This window comes from Marinobacter sp. MBR-99 (assembly GCF_040547575.1).
Lineage (GTDB): Bacteria > Pseudomonadota > Gammaproteobacteria > Pseudomonadales > Oleiphilaceae > Marinobacter.
Window position 1 is genome coordinate 224,883 of sequence record NZ_JBEPPY010000004.1, and the last position, 17,819, is coordinate 242,701.

Annotated in this window: 18 protein-coding genes and 1 other RNA gene; 9 read left to right on the forward strand and 10 right to left on the reverse strand. The window is 58.5% G+C overall.

Annotated features, from left to right (window positions below):
- The first annotated feature begins 132 nt into the window (after positions 1-132).
- Positions 133-2,112, forward strand: coding sequence for an EAL domain-containing protein (locus ABIE59_RS05355; RefSeq protein ID WP_502915331.1), 1,980 nt, complete (start codon positions 133-135; stop codon positions 2,110-2,112).
- A gap of 25 nt (positions 2,113-2,137) precedes the next feature.
- A complete protein-coding gene (locus tag ABIE59_RS05360; RefSeq protein ID WP_061330718.1) occupies positions 2,138-3,190 on the forward strand; it encodes a DUF2333 family protein in 1,053 nt (350 codons plus the stop codon).
- Between the two features lie 74 nt (positions 3,191-3,264).
- On the opposite strand, the gene ppa is transcribed toward ABIE59_RS05360, so the two are convergent.
- From ppa to rpiA, 3 genes are all read right to left on the reverse strand, one after another.
- Entirely contained in the window at positions 3,265-3,792 is a 528-nt protein-coding gene (gene ppa, locus ABIE59_RS05365; protein ID WP_354444942.1) for an inorganic diphosphatase, read from the reverse strand.
- 462 nt (positions 3,793-4,254) lie between these two features.
- Entirely contained in the window at positions 4,255-5,394 is a 1,140-nt protein-coding gene (locus tag ABIE59_RS05370) for an acyl-CoA dehydrogenase family protein (protein ID WP_354444944.1), read from the reverse strand.
- Positions 5,395-5,536: 142 nt separating this feature from the next.
- On the reverse strand, positions 5,537-6,217 hold the full coding sequence (gene rpiA / locus ABIE59_RS05375) for a ribose-5-phosphate isomerase RpiA (protein WP_354444946.1): 681 nt from the start codon (positions 6,215-6,217) through the stop codon (positions 5,537-5,539).
- A gap of 130 nt (positions 6,218-6,347) precedes the next feature.
- Between rpiA and ilvA the strand changes: the two genes are divergently transcribed.
- Both ilvA and ABIE59_RS05385 read left to right on the forward strand, forming a co-directional pair.
- Positions 6,348-7,889, forward strand: coding sequence for a threonine ammonia-lyase, biosynthetic (ilvA, locus tag ABIE59_RS05380; protein ID WP_152439158.1), 1,542 nt, complete (start codon positions 6,348-6,350; stop codon positions 7,887-7,889).
- 341 nt (positions 7,890-8,230) lie between these two features.
- A complete protein-coding gene (locus ABIE59_RS05385) occupies positions 8,231-8,398 on the forward strand; it encodes a hypothetical protein (protein ID WP_354444949.1) in 168 nt (55 codons plus the stop codon).
- Here ABIE59_RS05385 and ABIE59_RS05390 read toward each other — a convergent pair.
- The 6 genes from ABIE59_RS05390 to ABIE59_RS05415 form a co-directional block, all read right to left on the reverse strand.
- Positions 8,380-9,015: a 5-formyltetrahydrofolate cyclo-ligase gene (locus tag ABIE59_RS05390; RefSeq protein ID WP_354444951.1), complete on the reverse strand. Its 636-nt coding sequence runs from the start codon at positions 9,013-9,015 to the stop codon at positions 8,380-8,382. The genes ABIE59_RS05385 and ABIE59_RS05390 overlap by 19 nt on opposite strands.
- 4 nt (positions 9,016-9,019) lie before the next feature.
- Positions 9,020-9,199: non-coding RNA, 6S RNA (gene ssrS / locus ABIE59_RS05395), on the reverse strand.
- A 62-nt stretch (positions 9,200-9,261) separates the two neighbouring features.
- Positions 9,262-9,558 carry a cell division protein ZapA gene (locus ABIE59_RS05400; RefSeq protein ID WP_354444953.1) on the reverse strand — a complete coding sequence of 99 codons (297 nt, stop codon included), beginning with the start codon at positions 9,556-9,558 and terminating at the stop codon, positions 9,262-9,264.
- Positions 9,558-9,764: a TIGR02449 family protein gene (locus tag ABIE59_RS05405; RefSeq protein WP_061330711.1), complete on the reverse strand. Its 207-nt coding sequence runs from the start codon at positions 9,762-9,764 to the stop codon at positions 9,558-9,560. Before ABIE59_RS05405 ends, ABIE59_RS05400 begins: the two co-directional genes overlap by 1 nt.
- A 119-nt stretch (positions 9,765-9,883) precedes the next feature.
- Entirely contained in the window at positions 9,884-11,161 is a 1,278-nt protein-coding gene (locus ABIE59_RS05410) for an ABC transporter permease (RefSeq protein WP_354444955.1), read from the reverse strand.
- Positions 11,158-11,871 (reverse strand): ATP-binding cassette domain-containing protein, encoded by a 714-nt coding sequence (locus tag ABIE59_RS05415; protein WP_354444957.1) that lies wholly within the window; start codon positions 11,869-11,871, stop codon positions 11,158-11,160. The genes ABIE59_RS05410 and ABIE59_RS05415 overlap by 4 nt, the downstream gene beginning before the upstream one ends.
- 69 nt (positions 11,872-11,940) lie before the next feature.
- On the opposite strand from ABIE59_RS05415, the gene ABIE59_RS05420 reads away from it, so the two are divergent.
- Positions 11,941-12,456 carry a DUF3299 domain-containing protein gene (locus ABIE59_RS05420; RefSeq protein WP_354444959.1) on the forward strand — a complete coding sequence of 172 codons (516 nt, stop codon included), beginning with the start codon at positions 11,941-11,943 and terminating at the stop codon, positions 12,454-12,456.
- A 12-nt stretch (positions 12,457-12,468) separates the two neighbouring features.
- Here ABIE59_RS05420 and ABIE59_RS05425 read toward each other — a convergent pair whose 3' ends face one another.
- Positions 12,469-13,056 carry a ZrgA family zinc uptake protein gene (locus ABIE59_RS05425; RefSeq protein WP_354444961.1) on the reverse strand — a complete coding sequence of 196 codons (588 nt, stop codon included), beginning with the start codon at positions 13,054-13,056 and terminating at the stop codon, positions 12,469-12,471.
- A gap of 187 nt (positions 13,057-13,243) precedes the next feature.
- On the opposite strand from ABIE59_RS05425, the gene ABIE59_RS05430 reads away from it, so the two are divergent.
- From ABIE59_RS05430 to ABIE59_RS05445, 4 genes are read left to right on the forward strand one after another with little or no spacing between them, the layout of a single operon-like run.
- Positions 13,244-13,840, forward strand: coding sequence for a UPF0149 family protein (locus tag ABIE59_RS05430; protein WP_152439152.1), 597 nt, complete (start codon positions 13,244-13,246; stop codon positions 13,838-13,840).
- A gap of 12 nt (positions 13,841-13,852) precedes the next feature.
- Positions 13,853-15,172: a Xaa-Pro aminopeptidase gene (gene pepP / locus ABIE59_RS05435; protein ID WP_354444963.1), complete on the forward strand. Its 1,320-nt coding sequence runs from the start codon at positions 13,853-13,855 to the stop codon at positions 15,170-15,172.
- A 4-nt stretch (positions 15,173-15,176) separates the two neighbouring features.
- Positions 15,177-16,463 carry a 2-octaprenyl-6-methoxyphenyl hydroxylase gene (gene ubiH, locus ABIE59_RS05440; RefSeq protein WP_354444965.1) on the forward strand — a complete coding sequence of 429 codons (1,287 nt, stop codon included), beginning with the start codon at positions 15,177-15,179 and terminating at the stop codon, positions 16,461-16,463.
- Complete coding sequence (locus tag ABIE59_RS05445; RefSeq protein ID WP_354444967.1) at positions 16,453-17,676, forward strand: FAD-dependent monooxygenase; 1,224 nt, start codon at positions 16,453-16,455, stop codon at positions 17,674-17,676. The genes ubiH and ABIE59_RS05445 overlap by 11 nt, the downstream gene beginning before the upstream one ends.
- Positions 17,677-17,819 lie beyond the last annotated feature (143 nt).

Here is a 17,819-nt window from a genome sequence, read left to right on the forward strand (position 1 = left end):
CTTAGTCCTTTTGCAGAGTCTATAGTGTTTAATGTTGTCGGCGTAGGTTGCGCTATGTAAATGTTTGTCAACTCTGCGGTACAGGTCACAGACACTCATCAAACCAATTATCGGACCGGAGCCCCAGCAGCTATGGCGGGGATGTTTGGAAAGAGAGCTCAGCAACACGGCGTGATTACGCTACAGGGGCTATTGCTGGTGTTTACCGGTGGCTTGCTGGTGCTTATTCTCACGGCGGCGTTCATCACCAGTTTCGGTTATTTCCGGGACTATGTAGCCGATCAACTTGGTGATCATGCCCGCGATGGCGCGACGGCTACAGGTCTATCCCTATCCAATGCCATTGATGGCTCAGATCCGGTAGCAGCTGCGTCGCTGATTGATGCCGTATTCGACAGCGGCCGGTACTTGTCTGTGGAATACCTTGATCACAGTGACAGCCTGATTGCGGGCAGAAGAATGCCGCTTCAGGGTACTGCCGCCCCTGACTGGTTTATCCGTTTGGCCTCCCTGCCTCGGCCAATGGCTGAGGCCGAAGTCGTGCGTGGCTGGAGTCGTCTGGGCAAGGTTCGTGTGGTCAGTCACCCAGGCCGGGCCTACGATGACCTGTGGCGCATTACGGTGGGGCTGTTGGTGGGGGTGCTGGTGATCGGTGGTGCCGGTTTGGTCGTCCTGCACCTGTTGCTGGGGCGAATACTCAGCCCCCTGAAAGCGTTGGAGGCCCAAGCCAGAGCCCTGGGGCAGCGGGATTTTAGGAAACGGGTCGATATTAAATCCACCCGGGAACTGAATCAGGTAACCGAAGCCATGAACCTGATGGCAGACGACCTCGGCCAGTTGTTTGAAGGCCAAGGCAAGCTGATCCAGCATTTGCGCAAGGTGAACAACGAAGATCCGGTGACGGGCCTGGCCAGCCGGAGTGCCTTTGATCAGCGGCTGAGGGCTGAGCTTGAGTCTGAAGAAAAGGCTGCCCCGGGGGTTCTGGTCATGATCCAGCTGGGTTTTTTCGTTGATTACAATCGTGCCTACGGTCGCAGCGAAGGTGACTTGCTCCTGAAACAGATTGCTGGCTGCCTGCAGAGGTTTGTCAAACGGCATGCTGAATCCTTCGCCGGGCGAAGGACTGGCGCCGAGTTCGCTGTTTTCCTGCCCGGTGCGTCAGCGGTGGATGTCAGGGTGTGGGCCGAGGAGCTGGTGGCGGAACTTGACGGGCTTTACGCCGATCATGCCGCACCGATGGATACCATTGTGCATGCGGGGCTGGCGGTGACGGCCGACGGGCTGTCTAGCCGGGATCTGTTGGCGGCTGCCGATGAGGCCTTGGTGGCGGCCCAGCAGCGGGATGAATCCTGCTGCTGGCTGGCCGAAACCGGCCTGGAAAATCACCACAACATGGAAACCTGGCGGGTGATCATCAGCCAGGCGATACGTGACCGCAGTTTGTCGCTGTGGTTACAGCCCATGGTGCAGGGCGGTGAACAGTCGGTGGTTCACTATCAGGTGTTTTCCCGTATCAACAGTCCTGAAGGGGTTCTCAAGGCAGGTTTGTTTGTACCTGTGGCCGAGCGCCTTGGGCTAATCAAGGACATTGACCGGCTGCTGATCGAGCGGGTTCTGGAGCGCCTGGCGAGCCATCCAGGGGAGCGCCTGGCGGTATCCCTGGGGAGTGCGTCTGTTGCTGACCCGGAGTTCCGGAGTGATTTGCTGGCGAGTCTTGGGCAGGCAGGGCCTCTGGTTAGTCGTCTTTGGGTTGGTGTGGCCGAGCAGACCATTCACCATCACCGCAAGGATGTCAGCACACTGGTTCGAGAGCTCGTCCGGCTCGGGGTGCCGGTTCTGGTGGATCGTTTCGGGGTGGGGGGCGTGCCGTTCAGCTACCTGAAGAATCTGCCGTTCCGGGCCATACGTATCGATAACAGCTTCATCCATAACCTGGACAGCCATGATGAAAATCGTTTCTGGCTGGAGTCCGTGCTGGCCATTGCGCGCAGCCGGGGAGTGAAGGTTTTTGCGACAGGAGTGGAAACGGCAGCAGAATACTCGGTACTCTGTAAACTGGGTATTGATGGAGCCATGGGATACCATCTTGGCAGGCCATTTGCCGCTGATTGACAACTGACGGGAGACTTGCAGCCTTATGCCGGGCAAAATCACACAGTACTTCAGGGACAAGAAAGACGATATGCAGGATTACACCGGAGGCAACGGTGTCATTGGCAAGTTTGTTCTGGCGATCCTGTTGGTATATCTGCTAGTAACCACCATTCTCGGTATGTACTGGAGCAGTGAGCCAGATACCTTTTCTGTGCGAGAGCACACCCGTGCTCTCGCCAGTGACATGGGCCGGGAGCCGGTGACCGGTTTTGCCACCACGGCCACGATGATCAAGATTGCCGAAACCTTGCTGGACAAACCCGGTGGCTACATTTCCAACGATATCTTCCCGCCTGGGTTGTGGATGGACAATATGCCCAACTGGGAGTTTGGTGTGCTGGTGCAGTTGCGGGATCTGTCCAGAGCTATGCGTAAGGACATCAGCCGCTCCCAGAGCCAGTCTGCTGAAGACGCGGACCTGATCATCGCCGAACCGCAGTTTCATTTTGACAGCGGTAGCTGGGCCATTCCCTCCACGGAGCGGGAGTACCGCCGGGGCATCAATGCGCTGAAACGGTACCTGGACCGGCTGTCTCACCCGGAGCAGCCTAACGCCCAGTTCTTTGCCCGTGCTGACAACCTCAATAACTGGCTGGCAGACCTTGAAACCCGGTTGGGCAGCCTGTCACGAACGCTCAGCGAGAGTGTTGGGAAAGCCTCGGTTTCGGAAGCCCTGGCTAACCTGAACCCGGATGATCCGCTGGCGGAAGACACCGGTGGTGATGACGTGAAAACGCCCTGGACCAAGATTGATGACGTTTTCTATGAGGCACGGGGCAGCGCCTGGGCATTGCTGCACATCTTCAAGGCCATTGAGGTGGATTTCCGCAAGGTGTTGCAGGACAAGAATGCCATGGCCAGCGTGAAGCAGATCATTATTGAGCTTGAGGGCACGCAACAGCCCATGTGGAGCCCGGTGATTCTGAACGGCAGCGGCTTCGGGGTGCTGGCGAATCACTCACTCACCATGGCGGCCTATCTGTCGCGGGCGAACGCGGCCATAAGTGATATGCGGGATCTGCTGTCCAGGGGCTAAGAGTCCGGATCTCGCGCACAAAAAAAGCCGGGCAGTTGTGATGACTGCCCGGCTTTTCTTTACCTGAAGTGCGATCAGCCTTTGTAGGCGTTAACCGCGTCCTCAATGGCTTTTTTGGCTTCGGCTGCGTTGCCCCAGCCCTGTACCTTCACCCACTTGCCGGGTTCCAGTGTCTTGTAGTTCTCGAAGAAGTGACGGATCTGGTTGCGCAGCAGCTCCGGCAGATCGTCGATCTCCTTGATGTCGTGGTATGTGGTGGTCAGCTTGTCGTGGGGCACCGCAACCAGCTTGGCGTCGCCACCGGCTTCATCTTCCATATTCAGTACGCCTACCGGACGGCAGCGGATAACAGAGCCGGCCTGAATGGGGTAGGGGGTAACAACCAGCACATCGATGGGATCGCCGTCATCAGCCAGGGTGTGGGGGATGAAACCGTAGTTGGCCGGGTAGAACATGGGGGTGGCCATGAACCGGTCAACCAGCAGGGCGCCCATGTCTTTGTCCAGCTCGTACTTGACCGGGGAGCTGTTAGCCGGGATCTCGATGGCTACGTAGATGTCTTCTGGCGGGTTCTTGCCAGCGGGGATGTTGTCGAATTGCATGTGCGATCCTTCCTGCTACGTTGAGGTACGTTTAACTGCGTTCAAAAAGTGGGCGCAATTATACGGAAGTCTCTTGCCATTCGAAACTAAACCTTGGTCGTTGACTGTGGTGCATACAACCATCAGGCAGCACTTTCCGAAAAACGCCCGTGAATACATCCCTGTAGGGCTCGGTCGCGCCGTCCATGGCGCTCCACGTTTTCGGAAAGTGCTGCCTGATGGTCGTCCGAACCTTCGCAGTAGCTTCCAGCCCTCAAGCGTTTTAGGAAGGTTCGCCTCACCGACGCCCAAATTCTCAGGCATACTTTCAGAGGCCCCTCCAAGCTCATAGGGGGCGTGTTGGGAGCCTTTCCCAAAACTGTGCGGAGCCATGGATGGCGGAGCCCAAGCGCCACATGGACGTGCCGAAGGAGCGTGTTTTGGGAAAGGCTCCCAACATGCCCCATGCACCGAATAAGAGGGCTACAGCTTGATTTGTTTGGCAATCAGCTCCTTCATGATTTCCGTCGTGCCGCCGCCGATGGACAGAATCTTGGCATCCCGATAAAGCCTCTCTACCACCGATTCCCGCATATAACCCATGCCACCGAACAGCTGTACCGCTTCGCGGGTAACCTTTTCGCACACGTCCACAGAGAAATTCTTGGCCATGGCCACCTGTTTGATCGGGTTTTTGCCCGCCTGCATCAACGCGGCGCAGCGGTAGGTGTATTCCCGGGCGATGTCGATCTGGGTGGCCATGTCCACCAGCTTGTGGCGGGTGACCTGGAAGCCGGCGATGTTGCGGCCGAAGGCCTGGCGTTGTTTGGTGTAATCCAGGGCCGCCTCGTAGGCCAGTTGGGCTGTCATGTAGGCCATGACGGACAGGCTCAGGCGTTCGGCCAGGAAATTGCTCATGATGGCGATAAAGCCGGCGTTTTCGGCGCCGATCAGGCGGTCTGCCGGTACCCGGCAGTCTTCGAAGAAGAGTTCGGCGGTGTCGCTGGCCCACCAGCCCATTTTTTTGAGTTTTTTGCCGGTGGAGAAGCCAGGGGTATCCCGGTCGATCAATAGCAGGCTGATGCCGGCGTGGCCTTCGCCGCCGGTGCGCACGGCCACGGTGTAGTGGTCGGCGCGGATGCCGCTGGTGATGAAGGTTTTACTGCCGTTGACGATGTAGTGATCGCCGTCTTTCACCGCTCGGGTTTTCAGGTTCGCCACATCGGAACCACCGCCAGGCTCGGTAACGGCGAGCGCAGCGATTTTTTCACCGCGCAGAACGGGAGGCACGATCTGCTCCCGAATCTCTTTTTTTGCCCACTTGGCCACCGGCGGCAGGCCAATGTCCAGGGAGCCGATGCTGGCCACAAAACCACCGGAGGTGGAGCGCATCAGTTCCTCGGAAACCGCCACTTTCATAAAAATATCGCCCTCAGCGATACCGCCCAGAGCCTCCGGGAAACCAATGCCCAGTAGCCCGGCATCGCCTGCCAACTGGTAGATTTCCCGGGGAAATTCACCGGCTTCTTCCCAGTCGTCTATGTGAGGGCGAACGTGGGTTTCGATGAACTTGCGTGCGGTTTGGCGCACCTGTTCGTGGGTTTCGTTGAAGTAGTCAGACACGGATTCGCTCCCTGTGTACTTGTTTTTCGATGGGACGAGTGTCGCGCAATCTCTGTCACCAAGCAAGCGCTTGGTTTGCATTTCGCCGGGCACAAAAAAGCTGGCCCGGTTGGCCAGCTTTCTGGGGGCGGTCCGTAAGGTGTCAGGCGCCGTTGCGGGGGATGCTCTTCACGCCCTCGCTGGTGCCCAGCAACAACAGGTCCGCCGGGCGGCGGGCGAACAGACCGTTGGTGACCACGCCCACGATGTTGTTCAGTTTTTCTTCCATCTGGATCGGGCGGGAGATGTCCAGATTGTGGACGTCGATAATGATATTGCCGTTGTCGGTGGTAACACCGTCACGGTACACGGGATCACCGCCCAGCTTGACGATTTCCCGGCCAACATGGCTGCGGGCCATGGGGATGACTTCCACCGGTAGCGGGAAGTCGCCAAGGACGCTCACCATTTTTGAATCGTCCGCGATGCAGATAAACGTTTTGGCCACGGCCGCCACGATTTTTTCCCGGGTCAGCGCGGCGCCGCCGCCTTTGATCAGTTCCAGGTTGGCGTTGGTTTCGTCAGCACCGTCAACATAAAACTCCATCTCACTGACGCTGTTCAGATCATAGACTTCGATGCCGTGCTTTTTCAGGCGTTCTGCGGTGGCTTCAGAGCTTGCCACGGCGCCGTCGAATTCATCTTTGTACTGGGCCAGGAAGTCGATAAAAAAGTTGGCGGTGCTGCCAGTGCCCACGCCGACAATGCTGCTGCGCTCCAGTTTCGGGGCAATGTAGTCCACGGCTGCCTTGGCAACGGCTTGTTTGAGTTCGTCCTGCGTCATGGTGGGCTCCGGGAGAAAAATGATTTTTCGAGCATTATACGCGCCCAGTGTCTCTGCTTATAGACGGCTGCCGTGCAAAGTTTCTACACTGTAGGTTTTTCCACGCCAATCACCAGCAACCGGAACCATCATGCCGCAACGCTACATCAAGAAGATTCTCGATGCGCGGGTCTATGACGTCGCCATCGAAACACCCCTGACTGAAGCCCGTAGTCTGTCCAAGCGCTTTGGCAACAATATTCTGCTCAAGCGTGAAGACCTTCAGCCGGTGTTCTCCTTCAAGATTCGCGGCGCCTACAACCGGATTGCCCAGCTCTCTGAGGAGCAGAAAGCCAAGGGTGTGATTTGTGCCTCCGCGGGCAACCATGCCCAGGGCGTGGCGCTGGCGGCCAAGAAACTGGGCATCAAAGCAGTGATCGTGATGCCCCAGACCACTCCCGAGATCAAGGTGCGCTCCGTGCGAGACCACGGCGCAAGGGTGGTGCTCAAGGGCGATGCTTTTGATGAAGCCGCCGCCCATGCCCAGGAGCTGATCAAAAAACACGGCTACACCTACATCCCACCTTACGACGACCCGGATGTGATTGCCGGCCAGGGTACGGTGGCCATGGAAATCATGTGGCAGTTCAGCCAGCCCATCCACGCCATCTTCATCTGCGTGGGTGGCGGCGGCCTGATTGCCGGCATGGCTGCCTACATCAAATACCTGCGCCCGGAAATCAAGGTAATCGGGGTGGAACCGGAAGACTCCAACTGCCTGCAAGCGGCCATGAAAGCTGGCAAGCGGGTAGTGCTGGACGAAGTGGGCATCTTTGCCGACGGTGTGGCGGTCAAGCAGATTGGCAAATACCCCTGGGAAATCTGCAAGGATTATGTGGATGAAGTGATCACCGTCTCCACCGATGAAATCTGCGCGGCTATCAAGGATGTGTTCGAAGACACTCGCTCCATTGCCGAGCCCGCTGGGGCTTTGGGTGTTGCCGGCATCAAAAAGTACGTTGAGCGGGAACAGATCGAAAATGAAAACCTGATCGCCACGCTCAGCGGCGCCAATATGAATTTCGACCGTTTGCGATACATTTCAGAGCGCACCGAAATCGGTGAGAAACGCGAGGCCATCCTGGCGGTCACCATCCCGGAACGCCCGGGAGCCTTCAAGACCTTCATCAACGCCTTGCACAAGCGCAGCATCACCGAATTCAACTACCGCTATTCGGACTCTGACGACGCCACCATCTTCGTCGGTATCCAGATCCAGGCCGGCGGCCACGGCCGGGAAGACCTGGTGCAGGAACTCCGAGAAAACGGCTACTCCGTGATCGACCTCACCGACAGCGACCTGGCCAAACAACACATCCGCCACATGGTCGGCGGCCATGCGCCGTCTGTGGATAATGAAGTGGTGTACCAGTTCGAATTCCCCGAACGCCCGGGCGCCCTGCTGAAATTCCTGATGTCCCTCGGCACCCGCTGGAACATCTCCCTGTTCCACTATCGCAACCACGGTGCTGCTTACAGCCGCGTGCTGCTGGGCGCACAGGTGAATGAGGATGAGATTCCGGATTTCGAAAAAATGCTGGAGAAGGTGGGTTTCCGCTACGAAAACATGACCGATAACGAAGCCTACCGGCTGTTCCTGGGCGCGGGTAACGGAAGCGCAAACGAAAAGTAGAAACCGGGCCAAATCACCCAAGTAGAATCGGTCCTGGGGCTCCTTTCCGGGAATTTCGAAGGCCAAGGATGGCCTGAGAGAAGCGCACATGGATGTGCTCGTAGCGGTTCCCGGAAAGGAGCCCCAGGACCGATTCGGCCTGCTTTCGCCAAACTGTTGTGCCGGTTTCGGGCATCCATCAGCTGCGAGACACACCGGCGCCAAAAACCCTTACATAACTGTAACGAGTCAAAAATTGTAAAATCGAAGTTACGTGTTAGTCTTTCGTCTAATTCTCGAACACGAGAATAGCTAGCTGATTTTCCAACTAATTAAATCAAAGAAAAAACGGGAAATGCGTAATGGGTAACAAGCCTGACATCATCCGCGCCATCGTGCTCATCTTTGCTGTCGGCCTTGTCATTACCGGCTTTACCTCCATCCAGGCCTCTGAAGACAAGCGCGCCGACCGCGCGGCTGTGCCAGCGGTAGGGTTTGTCCAGTCGGCCAGTCAGGGTTTGAACCGGTAACAGCGCTGGTCCGTGACCACGCTGTGCAGCGGTACATCCCAGGGTTCTATCGGTAATTCACGGACTTTCTGAAAATCGTGGGCCAGGCCTATCAGTTTTGGCGCCATGGCCGGCCTTATCCGGCTGAAAGCAAACGTCCGGTCATAGAAACCGCCGCCCATCCCGAGCCTTCCCCCTTGCTCATCAAAGCCTACCAACGGAAACAGCACCGCATCCAGTGCCCAGGCTGGCCTGCGCCTTGAGCGCGGGAATGCCGGCTCCGGGATGCCAAAGCGATTGGCGGTCAGTTCAACACCATCAAAGTATGGGCTGAAGACCAGCTTTCCCGGAAAAATAGGGTGCAGAATCGGCAGATAAAATCGTATGCCCTTGCGCCGGCCCAGGTCGATATAAAGGCTCGGGTCTATCTCGCCATCATTGGGCAGATAGATACCAATGTGCCTGGCGCGGTAAAGGTCGGGGTGCTTCAGAAGACTCAGTGCCAGCCGTTCAGAAGCCTGTTGTTGTTGCTCAAACGATAAGGCTCGGCGTTTTTGTCTGAGGTATTTTCGGAGTTCCGACCTGGACAGGGTGTCCGGATGGGATTCAAACGGTTGGGGAGAGTGGAAGTGACTCAAAATAAAGCTTCCCGGGCTGCCGTTATCGGATGTAGCCCTTGAACCCAAAGTTCAAGGTCGGTGGCCGCTGTGACATATTAGGCTTTCCCCCTTGGGGGACATGCTCACAATGCCCTGAAGTGGCCACCTGGGTAGTGCGCATCGGCTCGAGGACGTACCCGACCAGCGAACAGCCCAGGAAGTTGATCCCATTATACGGGCAGGGTTGGGGCCGATTGCAACCCTATTCCCCGAATCTTTCTGAAATCAGCTTCCGGAGGATTCTCCGAGTGCTTCGTCCAGCCGGCTGTCCATGGCTTTGAGCAAAGTGCTGGTTGCGTGAGACATGGTGTCGCGCTCCAACAGCTCGTGAGTAATGTTCAGCGCGGCCATCACGGCAATGCGCTCGGTTCCGAATACTTTGCCGCTGGAGCGGATTTCCCGCATTTTGGCGTCCAGATGCCGGGCCGCACGAAGCAAGGCTTCTTGCTCTTCCTGCGGGCAAGCCACCAGGTATTCCTTGTCGAGTATTCTGACTTCAACGGTGGTTGATGACTTTGACATCAGTGGTGCTCCAGCGCCCTCAGGCGGCCTATCATGGCTTCAATCTTGTTTTTGGCAAGATCGTTCTTGTGCATAAGCTGGGCTCGTTCCCGATTCCAGTCGTCCTGCAGCTCGCGCAGCAGGGCGTTATCCTTCTCCAGCTTTTCGCAGCGTTCAATCAGCTTGTCCAGCTTGTCCGCTAATGCCTGTACTTCGGACTGTTCCATGACGTGCCCAACAACAGTGATGTAAGTGTGAGTTACTATAAGTGTCGACGCCAAACCGGTCAATTTAACGCATTGTCATGGCGCGGATTCCCGTGATGGCCATCACTTTCGGCGCGGGTTCAGTCTGTATTGGCGGCACCAAAGCCCTGTTTCCGGCTCTTTCGCCAGGTGCTGGTGGCCGGCACCAGTGATACAAGCGGGGCCGACACCGGAACGGCAGCCAGTAGTAACCACTCGTCCCGTTTCAACGGGCGCAGGCTGATCTGGATACCGAACTGCTCCAGCAGCCAGGGACTCAGGCCGGCAATTGCGCCAGCCCCGACAATCAGGGCGAGCAGGCAGGCGGTGAGGGCCAATACTACGCACTCGAAACTGTAAAGTGACGCGATCAGCGCCGGGGAGGCGCCTGTGGCCCTTAAAACCGCCACTTCCCGCTGGCGCTGGGCCTGGAGGGTCAGCAGAACCGCCACCAGGCCGACCAGGCTGGTAACAACCACGAAGGCGCTGATCCCCAGCAGCGCTTTTTCAAATTGCCCCATCATCCGCCAAAGCTCGCTCAGCGCAACACCGGGTAGAATCGCTGATAACGGCTCATCCCGTGACTGATTCAGCTCCCGTTGCACCTGGAACGTCAGGATCGGCTGACTCAGACCAACAAAGGCCGCCGTGATGGAGTCCGGGGTTAGATTCCGGACTCTTGCACGGTCCGGGGACAAGCCTCGGCCAGGGATGGCAACACCAGACTCCCAGCCTACGTGTATAGCTTCCATGGCCTCAAGGCTGATATAGACCGCCTGGTCCACAGGTGTGCCGGTGGGGGCTAGCACGCCGGATACTCTGAAAGGCAGGTCGGTGTGATTGGAAAAACTGGTGCGACCACCACCGTGAGACAGAACGATTTCATCGTTCAGGCGATGGTTCAGTTGCCTGGCTATGCCGGCGCCGAGGACAACGTCGAACAGGTCGTCAAACCACTCGCCCTGAGCAAGCTGCAGAGACTGGTTGTTGCCGAACTGGAGCCGGGCCAGGAACTGATCGTTGGTGGCGACCACCCGATAGCCCCGATAGCTGTCCCCCAGTGAAATCGGGATGGCCCAATCAATGCGGCGATCCTGCTCCAGTTTCTCAAAGCTGGACCAGCGGATGTTGTTGGTGGCGTCGCCGATATGGAACACTGTGTATAGCAGCAGGTTGAGCTGTCCGCTGCGGGCGCCGACAATCAGGTCGGTTCCGCTGATGGTGCTGGTGAAAGACTGGCGGATCTCGGTGCGCAGATACTGGATGCCCAGCAGCAGGGACACGCTCAGGGTCAGTGTCAGGCAGACCAGGGCAAGCACCCGGCGGCGGTACCAGAGGCTGGCTGTGGCGAGGGAAAGGGCAAGTGTTACTTTGCTCATGAGTTCGCCCCCAAAGCCAGTTGATGATGGAAGTGGCCGGCCAGCGCGCGGTCATGGCTGACAAAAATAACCGAGCTGCGCCGCTGTTCAGCCAGCGCCAGTAACAGGTCCAGAAAGCGGTCCCGGTTGTCGGCATCCAGTGCCGAGGTCGGTTCATCAGCCAGGATGATCTCCGGTGCACCAATCAATGCCCGGGCAGCCGCCACTCGTTGTTGCTGGCCAATGGACAGTTCGGTCACGCCTTTGTGCCAGTGGTCATCCGGGATCGTTAGCTGCCTGAGCAGGTCCGCTGCCGATGTCTCAGGGTCTGGGCTGGTGCGGGTGCGGCGTACCGCAGACAGGCGGCAGGGCAGGGTTACGTTGGCCAGTGCGCTCAGGTAAGGCACCAGGTTGAACTGCTGGAAGATCACGCCCATGTGATTTGCCCGGAACCGGTCGCGAGCGCCGGCCTTCAGGCTGGACACCGGCTGTCCCAGAAGTTCGATGGTGCCAGACTCCGGGGCCAGCATACCCGCCAGTAATCCCAGCAGAGTACTCTTGCCGGTGCCGCTGGGGCCATGCAGGAACAGGTGTTCTCCCCGGGCGAGCCGGATATCGGGAAACGCCGTCGCAGTTGTCTGGCCGGGCCACCGAAAGGCTAGCTGGCGGGTCGCGATCGTGGGTTCCGGTATACTGGAACCGGATTGAGTTGTTGCTGTCTCGGTGCTCATATCCGTGCTGTCTTTGCCGTTGTATGATGGTGTCCGTTACACGGTTGACCCCATGGGGAGTGGTTGTACATGTTCGATACCTTGCAAATCCGGAAACTGCTTGCGCGGCTTGGACCGATGATACTGCTGATGGTTTCATCCATTGCCCTGGCAGAGCCGCGGGAGATCGACTGGCTGGAGTTGATGCCGGCCGAGGATCTGGCGCTGCTGGAGAGTATGCCGGAAATTGAACACGATGGAGACGGCCCCGCCCTGTTGCCGGATGAAATCATGACCGGCCGGGTTGTACCGGAAATGGCTAACGTAGAAGGCCGGATTCCGGGTTTTGTGGTGCCCCTGAAAGTCACCAACGACATGCGTATCCTCGAGTTCTTCCTGGTTCCCTATTATGGCGCCTGTATTCATGTGCCACCGCCGCCGCCGAACCAGATTATTCACGTCAAGTATGAACAAGGATTCACGCTCCGGGCTTTGTATGACCCGGTGTGGATAGAAGGCGAATTGGTCATCGAACGTACCGAGAATGATCTCGGTACGTCCTCTTATTCACTGGTGGCGTCGTCGGTCAAACCATACAGCGAGTAGCCCGTTGGGGCACTACCGGTTCAGCCGGAACTGGATGTTACCCGGTGACAGGCGTGTGGCGCCTTGTCCCTGTGGGCCGACCCACTGCACGTTCAGGTTCTCAAGTTCAGGGAATCGTGCCATCAGGCCGGTTTCGAACTGAGTGGACGCCGATAAATTCGGGCAGGCGAGTGTCTGGGTAATTTCGATGTCTGCATGGCCGGAGTTGTGGTCATGGTCGTGGCTATGGTTATGACTGTGGCCATGGTCGTGCTTGTGGTCATCGTCTTTGGTTTCGTTCCAGCCGACGTGCATGGCGCTGGAGACCAGAGTGCAGTTGCCGGCCATGGTATTGATCATGGCGGTTCCACTGGCCCATTGTTCGGTGTCGTTTAACCGTTGGCGCTGTTCATCCGTGCGGGGCTTGTGCTCGAAACCGATCAGGTTGTAGGCGGGTGACAGAAGCAGCAGATCTACCCGCTCGTTATCAATCGCCATTTGCAGATCGGCGTGCCCATGCTGATGTGCGCCAGGGTTGTCGGAGGCTAGAACCGGCCATACGGCCAGGCTGAGTGATAGCAGAAGGGTTGTTGAACGTGCGGATGCGCGTGGGTAAAACATGGTTGGTACCTCTCGCAGCTTTGATACGTTATAACATTTTTGATTTTTGCCAGTGCAAAAGCAAGCCTGCCGGTACCCGGAAGTGCCACTTGTCTGCCGGAATGCTAGGATAGAGGCTTGCTCAAATGTATACGGAACCCGGCTGGTAGAACGGCCAGGCTCCCCTGACACAGGAACACAGGGTTTCATGTCTGACACCGATAGCACAGGTGCTGCCCGCGCCGCTGAATTTGAACGCTGGGCCAATGTTTACACCACTCACAAGGCGTTCAGCCACCCCTCCGAGCTGCATGGTGCATTGTGTGGTCGATTGGCGGCCGGTTCCCGTATTCAGGAAGACGAATGGCTGGCCATGGTTTGTGAACAGATGGGGCTTGGCACCCAGGCCATGGAAGAATCCGGGGATCTGGCGCCCTTTATGAATGGCGCCTACCAGACGGCGCTGGCGCAGCTGCAGTCCTCAGACCTCAGTTTTCACCCGCTGCTGCCGGACGACGATTACGCCATTGATCAGCGCCTTGAGGCTCTGGTGGCCTGGGTTCGGGGTTTCCTGGAAGGTATGGCACTGGCGGCCGGAGCATCCCTGGGGCAGGCTCCGGACGAGATTCGCGAGCTGATTGAAGACATGGTGGCCATCAGCCAGTTGTCGGAAGATGAAGAATCGGATGAAGAAAGCGAGCAGCAGTTGCTGGAGATTACCGAATACATCCGGCTGGGTGCTCTGGCGGTGTTTACCGAGTTCAACGAACCGGAAAAGCCGGCTAACACCCCGACCCTGCATTAATCTGGAGACATCATGACCTCAATGATTTCCATGAAAGAGTTTGCCGAGCGCCGGCGCAAGTTGATGGACCGTATGGCGCCAGACAGCATCGCGATTTTGCCGGCGGCCCCGGAACGGGTCCGAAACCGGGATGTGCTGCATCCGTTTCGCCAGGACAGCGATTTCCAGTATCTGACCGGCTTCGGTGAGCCCGAAGCCGTGCTGGTGTTGATTCCCGGCCGTGAGCACGGTGAGGTGGTGCTGTTTTGCAAAGAGCGTAACCCCGAGAAAGAGCTGTGGGACGGTTTCCTGGTGGGGCAGGAAGGCGCCATTGAGCGTTATGGAATGGATGATGCCTTTCCGATTTCCGACATCGACGACATCCTGCCCGGCATGATTGAAGGCCGCAGCCGGGTCTACTACCCGCTTGGCAAGGACCATGCCTTCGATAACCGGGTGATGGACTGGGTCAAGGTTATCCGCAGCAAGGTGCGCGCAGGCGCCCATCCGCCCGGCGAGTTCGTGGCCCTGGAGCACCTGCTGCACGACATGCGGTTGTACAAGAGCGCGGCAGAAGTGAAAGTGATGGCCAAGGCTGGTCAGATCAGTGCCGAGGCCCATTGCCGGGCCATGAAACGGGCGCGCCGGGGTGGTTACGAATACAACCTGGAAGCTGAGCTGATTCACACCTTCATGGAGCACGGTGCCCGCTCGACGGCGTACCCTTCCATCGTGGGTGGCGGTGCCAACGGTTGCATCCTGCATTACATCGAGAACAGCGCGCCCCTGAAAGACGGTGACCTGGTGTTGATCGATGCCGGGTGCGAGCTGGAATGTTACGCCTCGGATATCACCCGTACCTTCCCGGTCAGCGGCCGGTTTAGCCCGGAACAGAAAGCCCTGTACGAAGTGGTGCTGGCGGCCCAGTACGCGGCGATCGATGCCGTACGGCCCGGTAACCACTGGAACCATCCCCACGAAGCGGCACTGAAGGTGCTTACCCAGGGGTTGATTGATTTGGGGCTGCTGTCTGGCTCCCTTGAGGATGCAATTGCCAGCGAGGCCTACAAGCCCTTCTTCATGCACCGGACCGGCCATTGGCTGGGCCTGGATGTTCACGATGTGGGCGATTACAAGGTAGGGGATGCCTGGCGTGAGCTGGAGCCGGGTATGGCGTTGACGGTGGAGCCCGGTCTTTACATCGCGCCGGACAACGCCAATGTAGACGCCAAATGGCGCGGCATTGGTATTCGCATTGAAGACGATGTGGTGGTCACCAAAGAAGGTTGCCGTGTTCTGACCGGCGATGTTCCGAAGACCATTGCCGAGATTGAAGCGCTGATGGCGGACTGACACCGTGACAGACACCCGTACCGATACCGATCTGATCATTGCCGGTGGCGGCCTGGCCGGGGCTACCCTGGCACTGGCGCTGGCGCGAGTGGTGCCTGAGTTACGGGTAACGGTGGTGGAAACCTTTCCGTTGTCTCCGGATGCCTTGCCCGAAGACTATCAGCCCAGTTATGACGCGCGCTCTACGGCTTTGGCCTGGGGCTCACGGCTGATTTTCGAAAACCTCGGGCTGTGGTCGGTACTGGCGGAACATGCCACGCCAATCCATCACATCCATGTGTCGGACCGGGGGCGATTTGGCGCAACCCGTTTGCATGCGCAGGATCATGGCCAGGCAGCCCTGGGCTACGTAGCCGACAACCGCTGGATGGGCCTGAGCCTGATGCGGGCGCTGCTGGACACCTCCGTGAGCTGGCAGGCGCCGGCCGAAGTCACCGGTATGACGCCGATGACTGGTGGCGTCTGCGTCGAGATTCGCAAGGGCGATGAACAGTACAGTCTGACCGGGCAGTGCCTGGTGGTGGCCGATGGCGGCCGCTCTGGCCTTCGGGAACAGCTGGGGTTTGTAACCCGAACCGAAGACTACGGTCAGAATGCCCTGATTGCCAACGTCTCCACCAGCGACTCGCACGGGTTTACCGCCTTTGAACGCTTCACCGAGGCGGGCCCGATGGCCTTGTTGCCCCATGGCTCGCCGGTGACGGCGGAAAACCAGTCAGCCCTGGTGTGGACGCTCACCGACAGTGAGCTGGAGCAGGTACTGGCGCTGTCCGATGACCAACGGTGCCGGGCCTTGCAGGAGCGTTTTGGCTGGCGCCTGGGGCGCTTTACGCGGATAGGTGAGAGCCATTATTACCCGTTGAAACTGATCACGGTGGATGAAGCCGTGCGCCCGGGCGTTGCCCTGGTGGGTAATGCGGCCCACGCGCTGCACCCGGTAGCCGGGCAGGGGTTTAACCTGGCCCTGCGTGGGCTGATGACCCTGGTGGAGCAGTTCCAGCGGGCGGTGGACCAGGGTACGCCTCTGGGTGATCTGTCGATCCTGGGTGAGTATCAGCGTCTGCACCGGCAGGACTGGCAGCAAACCGTGCAGTTTTCGGATTCCCTGATTCGTGTGTTCGGGCAATCATTGCCACCTCTGGCGGCCGCCCGGGACGCGGGCCTGGTAGGTCTGGATCTGGTGCCCGGCGCCAAGCGCTGGTTTGCCCGCAAAGCCATGGGCACCGGTGGCCGTAAACCCGTTGTTTCCCGTGCCGATTGTTCGAAGGAGCCTGCCCGCAATGACCAGTGATTCCGGCAATTCGCAGATGGATATCCTGATTGTGGGTGGAGGCATGATTGGCTCAGCACTGGCCCTGGGGCTGTCTCGCCAGGGCTGGCAGGTCGGGTTGATTGAAGGTGCCACGGCAGCAGAGCTGGTTGCACCGGCGGCCCCGGCAACCGACGTGAACGACTTTGAGCCCCGCGTCAGCGCTATCTCCCTGGCCAGCCAGCGCCTGCTGGATGAGCTGGGTGCCTGGCGGCGGGTGCAGGGCAGTCGCCACTGTGGCTATCGCCAGATGACGGTGTGGGATGGTGACGGCACCGGGCGTATCCATTTTGATGCAGCGGAGCTGCACGCCAGTTCACTGGGCACCATTGTTGAGAACCGGAGCATTGTGCGCGCGCTGTTTGAAGAACTCGCTGACAGTGGCGTTACCCTGTTTGATGGCGTCCGGGTGAAGGCCTGGCATGGCCGTGACGGTGTTGAGCTGGAAGACGGTCGGCGCCTGAATGCCCGCCTTGTGGTCGGAGCCGACGGCGCCTTGTCTCGCTTGCGGCAATGGAGCGGCCTGGCCACGCGGGAATGGGATTATGACCAGCAGGCGATTGTGTGTACGGTTCGCACCCGTCAGTCGCACCGCTATACCGCGTGGCAGCGCTTTTCGCCAACGGGGCCGTTGGCCTTTTTGCCGCTACTGAACGAAGCCGGCGACGACCATTTCTGCTCGATTGTCTGGTCTCAGGATACGCTGGAAGCCAAACGCCTGATGGCGCTGGACACCGAGGCGTTTCGGCAGGCGTTGGGCGTTGCCATTGAGCAGCAACTGGGTGAGGTACTGGAGGTTTCCGGGCGTTTTGCCTTCCCGCTGCGCCAGCGCCACGCCAAGGACTATGTTACCGACGGCCTGGCCCTGGTTGGGGACGCCGCCCACACCATTCACCCGCTGGCGGGCCAGGGTGCCAACCTGGGCTATGGCGATGTGAGGGCCCTGCTGGAAGAGCTGGCCCGGGCCAAGGCCCGCAACCTGTCCCCGGACGATGCCCTGGTGCTGGCCCGCTACCAGCGTCGCCGGAAAGGGGAGAATCTTACCATGATGGCTGCGATGGAAGGCTTCAAGCAGCTGTTTGCCCGGGACGAGCTGCCGGTTCGCTGGTTACGGAATACCGGCATGCGTTGGTTTGAGAAGCTTGCCCCACTAAAGAAACAAATCGCTGCCCGGGCAATGGGCGTTACGGATTAGATCTTTTTTTGATGACTGGTGTTATACGCGTCGGAACTAAGCCTCTAAGGAAGGTCTGAATAACTGCTGATATTTGCCCATCTTGGGTTTAAACGGCAAAAAATCGAAGATTCAGACACTATTTTCCCTTTATTTGTGTGTTT